Source organism: Pseudomonas sp. P5_B2 (assembly GCF_056400445.1).
The window spans coordinates 1-6,482 of sequence record NZ_JBFULH010000242.1; the positions used below are offsets into that span (position 1 = coordinate 1).

Annotated in this window: 6 protein-coding genes; 3 read left to right on the top strand and 3 right to left on the bottom strand. The window is 58.3% G+C overall.

Annotation, left to right across the window (positions count from 1 at the left end; genetic code table 11):
• The first annotated feature begins 186 nt into the window (after window positions 1-186).
• Window positions 187-2,508 carry a hybrid sensor histidine kinase/response regulator gene (locus AC1DRJ_RS17140; protein WP_477803202.1) on the top strand — a complete coding sequence of 774 codons (2,322 nt, stop codon included), beginning with the start codon at window positions 187-189 and terminating at the stop codon, window positions 2,506-2,508.
• Here the strand turns inward: AC1DRJ_RS17140 and AC1DRJ_RS17145 are convergent.
• The 3 genes from AC1DRJ_RS17145 to msrB all read right to left on the bottom strand — a co-directional run bounded on the left by AC1DRJ_RS17145 (window position 2,492) and on the right by msrB (window position 3,999).
• Window positions 2,492-2,953: a MarR family winged helix-turn-helix transcriptional regulator gene (locus AC1DRJ_RS17145; RefSeq protein ID WP_477803203.1), complete on the bottom strand. Its 462-nt coding sequence runs from the start codon at window positions 2,951-2,953 to the stop codon at window positions 2,492-2,494. The two genes, AC1DRJ_RS17140 and AC1DRJ_RS17145, sit on opposite strands and share 17 nt — an antisense overlap.
• Window positions 2,950-3,435 (bottom strand): glutathione peroxidase, encoded by a 486-nt coding sequence (locus tag AC1DRJ_RS17150; RefSeq protein ID WP_477803204.1) that lies wholly within the window; start codon window positions 3,433-3,435, stop codon window positions 2,950-2,952. Before AC1DRJ_RS17150 ends, AC1DRJ_RS17145 begins: the two co-directional genes overlap by 4 nt.
• 168 nt (window positions 3,436-3,603) lie before the next feature.
• Entirely contained in the window at window positions 3,604-3,999 is a 396-nt protein-coding gene (gene msrB, locus AC1DRJ_RS17155) for a peptide-methionine (R)-S-oxide reductase MsrB (RefSeq protein ID WP_150781999.1), read from the bottom strand.
• 226 nt (window positions 4,000-4,225) lie between these two features.
• Between msrB and AC1DRJ_RS17160 the strand changes: the two genes are divergently transcribed.
• On the top strand, window positions 4,226-5,437 hold the full coding sequence (locus AC1DRJ_RS17160; RefSeq protein ID WP_007943708.1) for a pyridoxal phosphate-dependent aminotransferase: 1,212 nt from the start codon (window positions 4,226-4,228) through the stop codon (window positions 5,435-5,437).
• A gap of 317 nt (window positions 5,438-5,754) precedes the next feature.
• The coding region (gene htpX, locus AC1DRJ_RS17165; protein WP_477803205.1) for a protease HtpX at window positions 5,755-6,482 on the top strand (728 nt) is incomplete at its 3' end.

Here is a 6,482-nt window from a genome sequence, read left to right on the forward strand (position 1 = left end):
GCATTCAATCGGGCGTCCACGTCTTCTCCTCGGGCACGTTCACAGTGATGATGGCGATACAGCGACGAATACACGGCGTTCGGTGCCCGACTCATCCCTTGCTCAAGGGTTCGCGAGAACATCGGTATCCCTGCATGATCGACTATGCTTGAGCAGCGAAAGAAAACGGAAGTGGTTCAACACCCCATGGATATCAAATTCACCCACCGACTGTCCTACAAGCAAGCCAAGCTTACTGTACTGGTCGGATTCATTCTGGGCACGCTGCTCAGCCTGCTGCAAATAGGCATCGATTATGCCAGCGAAGACGCCTCCATCAACCGTGAAATACGGTCTTTACTGGAAATCAGCCATAATCCCGCCTCGCGCATCGCCTACAACATCGACGCCGAACTCGCCCAGGAACTGACCCTGGGCTTGCTGCGTTCACCGGCGATCATCAGCGCGAAACTGACCGATAACCGCAATACCGTGCTGGCCAGCGTCAAGCGTCCAGGCGCGCAAAGCGGTTATCGAGTGATCAGTGACTTCCTGTTCGGCGCCAATCGGCTCTTTGAGGACCGGCTGTTTCTCGATCACCTGCCAGAGGAATCCCTCGGGACCTTGCAACTGGAGGTCGATACTTACGCCTTCGGCAACCGCTTCCTGCACCGGGCTGAAGTGACACTGCTCAACGGCTTCGCTCGGAGCCTGATCCTGACAGGCATTCTGCTCGCGCTGTTCTACGTGATGCTGACCAAACCCTTGGTGCGGGTCATTCGCGAGCTCAGTGGCCGCGATTCGCGTAGCGTGGAGCCTAACCGGGTGGCATGTCCGCCGGGGCATGAAGACGATGAAATCGGTGTTTTGGTCAAGGCCGCCAACGAACAATTCGAAAACACCGCCACTGAAATCCATCAACGACGCAACGCCGAAAACCGTTTGACCGACTACCTCAGTCAATTGGAAAACATAGTCTCGACGCGTACTGCAGAGCTCAAGGCCACCAATGCCAGGCTCAGCCAATCCAATCGGGAACTGGAAATCGCGCGAACCACCGCCATCGATATGGCCGAAGCACGTTCTGTGTTTGTGGCCAACATGAGCCATGAAATTCGCACGCCCCTCAACGGCCTGTTAGGGATGATCGCGCTGTCGCTGGACGGCCCGCTCACTGCCGAGCAGCAGCAACAACTGTCGATCGCTCATGACTCAGGCAAAGTGCTGGTGGAACTGCTCAACGACATTCTCGACCTGTCGAAATTCGATGCAGGTCAGCTTGAACTGGAGCACATTCCGTTCGACCTTGGCTCGTTGGTCGAAGACACCGCCAATCTGTTGTCCCAAAATGCGGCGCCGAGCGTGGAGCTGACGTGCTTGATCGATCCGCAGTTTCCGGCGCTGGTACTGGGGGACCCGACCCGAGTGCGGCAGATCGTCAGCAATCTGTTATCCAACGCGCTCAAGTTCACCCGCTTCGGTCGGGTCGATTTACGTCTGTCTACGTTCGCGCAGGGCGTCAGAATCGAGGTTTGCGATACCGGTATCGGGATCGCCCAGGATGCCCAAGTCAAGATCTTCCAGCCATTTACCCAGGCCGGTGCCGGCATTACCCGGCAGTTCGGCGGTACAGGACTGGGCCTGGCCCTCACCTACAACCTTTGCGAAGCCATGCAGGGACGTCTGACGATCAGCTCGGAAGCCGGTTTTGGCAGCCAGTTCTGCGCCGACCTGCCGCTGCCCGCCCACACCCGCGCCGTGTCCCCGGCACCGCTGTCCGGCAAGGTCCTTGCGATCACCGCCGCCAGTAGCGGGCTGGCCGAGCTGCTGAAAACCCTGTTGCCTGCGTGGGGGCTCGACTATCAACAACGTTCCATGGATGACTCGTTGATGGGTATTGAGCCTGATGTCCTGATCACCGACTGCCCCGAATGCCTGTTTGGTCTGCGCCCCACCCTTGCCGCACCGATTCTGCTGGTAACCGCTTATGGCAACTTCATGCCCAGCGAACAGGCGAGCGCCCTCGCGCCCTTGCAGCAACAGGCGCGACCGCTGGCGCGCAACGCGCTGTACCAGAACTTGCAGCGAGTCTTGCAGCCGCAAACCACCCTGATCAACGAAGCTCGGGGCGAAGTCGTGCCTCACCAACGGCGAGGCCGCGTTTTGCTGGTCGAGGACAACCCGGTCAATCAAATGGTGGCCAAGGGCATGCTGGGAAAACTCGGCTGTGAAGTCATCGTCGCTGCCCACGGTGCCGAAGCTCTGGATCAGCTTGAGCTCAGGGATTTCGATCTGGTGTTGATGGACTGCAACATGCCGGTAATGGACGGCTACGAAGCGAGTCGGCAAATACGTCGCAGCGGGCGCTGGCCGCAGCTGCCCATCGTCGCGCTGACCGCCAACGCGATGTCCGAGGAACGCGAACGCTGCCACGCGGCGGGCATGAACGACTACCTGGTCAAGCCCTTGCGCCGTGAAGATCTGGCCGCACTGCTTGACGTCTGGGTGCCAACTAGGACGGCGCCTTGATCTGCCCTAACAAATGATCAAGGCCTTCGCGCAGATCACTCAGACGATCCAGATCCACCCCGCTGTCGCACAACAGGCGAGCCTTGAGCGGGCCGACCTGATCTCGCAACGCCTTACCGGAAGGTGACAGGCTCAGGTGCACTTCACGCTCATCGCGAACAGAGCGCTGACGCAGTACCAGCTGCAATTGCTCAAGCCGTTTGAGCAATGGCGTCAAGGTCCCCGAGTCCAGCGCCAGACGTTCACCCAACGCCTTGACCGTCGGCTGCTCGGGGGCGGCCTCCTGCCATTCCCACAACACCAGCATGGCCAGGTATTGCGGGTAGGTCAGGCCGAGTTGGTCGAGCATTGGCTTGTAGGCGCGAATCACCGCCCGGGACGCGGCGTACAGCTTGAAGCAGAGCTGACTGTCGAGTTTCAGGGAATCAACGGACATCGTGTTCATTTGAGCAGGGCTTCGATCTCGCGGCTCAGGTCCTGGGGCTTGGTCGCCGGGGCGAAGCGCTTGACCAACTGACCATCCTTACCGATCAGGAACTTGGTGAAGTTCCACTTGATGCCCTGCGAACCAAGCACGCCCGGTGCGCGTTTCTTCAATTGAACRAACAACGGATGCGCGCCGGCACCGTTGACTTCGATCTTCTTGAACAGCGGGAAGCTGACACCGAAATTCAATTCGCAAAATTCGGAAATGGCGCCTTCGTTGCCGGGCTCCTGTTTGCCGAACTGATTGCACGGAAAGCCGAGGACCACCAGACCTTGGTCCTTGTAGGTTTGCCACAACTCTTCCAGCCCCTTGTATTGCGGAGTGAAGCCGCACTTGCTGGCCGTGTTGACCACGAGTACGGCTTTGCCGGCGTAATCCGCCAGGGTCTTTTGTTCACCCTTGATGGTGGTGCACGGGATGCTCAGCAGATTGTCGCTCATGGCTTGCACTCTTGATAAAAGAAGATGAGACAAACATAGCGAGCAATTGAATTGTGTGCAATTTAATAAATCAATGGAGCACGAGAATCCCTGTAGGAGCACGGCTTGCCGGCGATGGCGTGCTTGAGATAGGCATCGCCGGCAAGCCGGGCCCCTACAAGGCTCACATTATTCGCGCGGCACCAGGTCCAGGCACACCGAGTTGATGCAATAACGCAGACCGGTGGGTGGCGGGCCATCAGGGAACACGTGCCCAAGGTGGGCATCACATTTGGCGCAGACCACTTCGGTACGGATCATGCCGTGGCTGACGTCACGGATTTCGACCATCGCACTGTCGCCGATCGGTGCGTAGAAGCTCGGCCAGCCGCAGCCGGAGTCAAACTTGGTGTTCGAATCGAACAGCGGCTCATTGCAGCAGATGCAGTGGTAAACACCGTCAGTCTTGGTGCCGTTGTATTTACCGGAAAACGGACGCTCGGTGCCTTTGAGGCGGCACACGTTGTACTGCTCCGGGTCGAGCATCGCCTTCCATTCTTCCAGGGTTTTTTCCAACTTTTCCATCATCACACCTCAGCAGCTGAAAAAGCCCGATCTGTATCTTTTCCACGGGTCGGGCGGCACGTATGATTGCGCCTCGTCAAACGCCAGTCTGGCAGCCAGACCACGCGCATTCAAACGGATTTATGGGTGCTGCATCTCAAGGYGCCGGGCCTGTGTGAATACGCAGGATTCCCAGTACGGTAGTTCATACACCGCCTGGATCGTTCATTTTCGGGAACACATCGCCATGCAGGTCAGCAAATCGAACAAGCTCGCCAACGTCTGCTACGACATTCGCGGCCCAGTGCTCAAGCACGCCAAGCGCCTGGAAGAGGAAGGTCATCGCATCCTCAAGCTGAACATCGGCAACCCGGCGCCTTTTGGTTTCGAAGCGCCGGACGAAATCCTCCAGGACGTTATCCGCAACCTGCCGACCGCCCAGGGTTATAGCGACTCCAAAGGCCTGTTCAGCGCGCGCAAGGCTGTGATGCAGTACTACCAGCAGAAGCAGGTTGAAGGCGTCGGCATCGAAGACATCTACTTGGGTAACGGCGTTTCCGAGCTGATCGTGATGTCGATGCAGGCCTTGCTCAACAACGGCGACGAAGTGCTGGTACCGGCCCCGGACTATCCGCTGTGGACGGCCGCGGTCAGCCTGTCGGGCGGCAACCCGGTGCATTACCTGTGCGATGAGCAGGCCAACTGGTGGCCGGATCTGGCCGACATCAAGGCCAAGATCACCCCGAACACCAAGGCACTGGTGATCATCAACCCGAACAACCCGACCGGCGCGGTGTATTCGAAGGAAGTGTTGCTGGGCATGCTGGAACTGGCCCGCCAGCACAACCTGGTGGTGTTCTCCGACGAGATCTACGACAAGATCCTGTATGACGACGCCGTGCACATCTGCACCGCCTCGCTGGCCCCGGACCTGCTGTGCCTGACCTTCAACGGTCTGTCCAAGTCCTATCGCGTGGCGGGTTTCCGCTCAGGCTGGATCGCCATCTCCGGTCCGAAACATCACGCGCAGAGCTACATCGAAGGCATCGACATGCTGGCCAACATGCGCCTGTGCGCCAACGTGCCGAGCCAGCACGCGATCCAGACAGCACTGGGCGGCTACCAGAGCATCAATGACCTGGTCCTGCCCCAGGGCCGTTTGCTGGAACAGCGCAATCGCACCTGGGAACTGCTCAACGACATTCCGGGCGTGAGCTGCGTCAAGCCGATGGGCGCACTGTATGCGTTCCCGCGAATCGACCCGAAAGTCTGCCCGATCCACAACGATGAAAAGTTCGTGCTCGACCTGCTGCTCTCCGAGAAGCTGCTGGTGGTTCAAGGCACAGCCTTCAACTGGCCTTGGCCGGACCACTTCCGCGTGGTGACCCTGCCGCGCGTGGATGATCTGGAGATGGCCGTCGGCCGGATCGGCAACTTCCTCAAATCCTACCGCCAGTAAGGGGTCCGTCGCCGTGCGACTTTATGCGAAAGTCGCACGGCGATTAATTCAGCAACACATCTTTACGTCCTGCCGCACACCCTTGCTTCACGCAATGCCTGATCACTTGCTGGGCGCTAGCGCCTAACAACCACAGGGTTTGCTCCGTTCTTTGTCTGTCAAACACTTCCCATGCCCGCGTCGGAAATGCCCTGCAAGCGACTACACTGTTGCCGTAGGACACAGTTTGAAATAGTCACCCGGTTGAATAGCGCAGTGCAGCACCTTATATACCCCGCAGTACGCTATATCTTTAGCAAAAGGAGATTTCTACAACCATGATGCGCATCCTGCTGTTTTTGGCCACTAACCTGGCGGTCGTGCTGATTGCCAGCATCACCCTGAGCCTATTCGGCTTCAACGGGTTCATGGCGGCCAACGGGGTTGATCTGAACCTCAATCAGCTGCTGATTTTCTGTGCGGTCTTTGGTTTTGCCGGTTCGCTTTTTTCGCTGTTCATCTCCAAGTGGATGGCGAAGATGAGCACCAGCACCCAGATCATCACCCAGCCACGCACCCGTCACGAGCAATGGTTGCTGCAAACCGTCGAGCAATTGTCCCGGGAAGCCGGGATCAAGATGCCTGAAGTCGGAATCTTCCCGGCCTACGAGGCGAACGCGTTCGCCACGGGCTGGAACAAGAACGACGCGCTGGTCGCGGTTAGCCAGGGGTTGCTGGAGCGTTTCTCGCCCGATGAAGTGAAAGCCGTTTTGGCTCACGAAATTGGCCACGTTGCCAATGGCGACATGGTCACCCTGGCGTTGATTCAGGGCGTGGTGAACACGTTCGTAATGTTCTTTGCACGAATCATCGGCAACTTTGTCGACAAGGTGATCTTCAAGAACGAAGAAGGCCAGGGTATTGCCTACTACGTGGCAACCATCTTCGCCGAACTGGTGCTGGGCATCCTTGCCAGCTCCATCGTCATGTGGTTCTCGCGCAAGCGTGAATTCCGTGCCGACGAAGCCGGTGCACGTCTGGCCGGTACTGGCGCGATGATCGGTGC

Coding starts and splice junctions, on each gene's coding strand:
- AC1DRJ_RS17140 (WP_477803202.1), top strand. CDS start 187: ATGGATATCAAATTCACCCACCGACTGTCCTACAAGCAAGCCAAGCTT.
- AC1DRJ_RS17145 (WP_477803203.1), bottom strand. CDS start 2,953: ATGAACACGATGTCCGTTGATTCCCTGAAACTCGACAGTCAGCTCTGC.
- msrB (WP_150781999.1), bottom strand. CDS start 3,999: ATGGAAAAGTTGGAAAAAACCCTGGAAGAATGGAAGGCGATGCTCGAC.
- AC1DRJ_RS17160 (WP_007943708.1), top strand. CDS start 4,226: ATGCAGGTCAGCAAATCGAACAAGCTCGCCAACGTCTGCTACGACATT.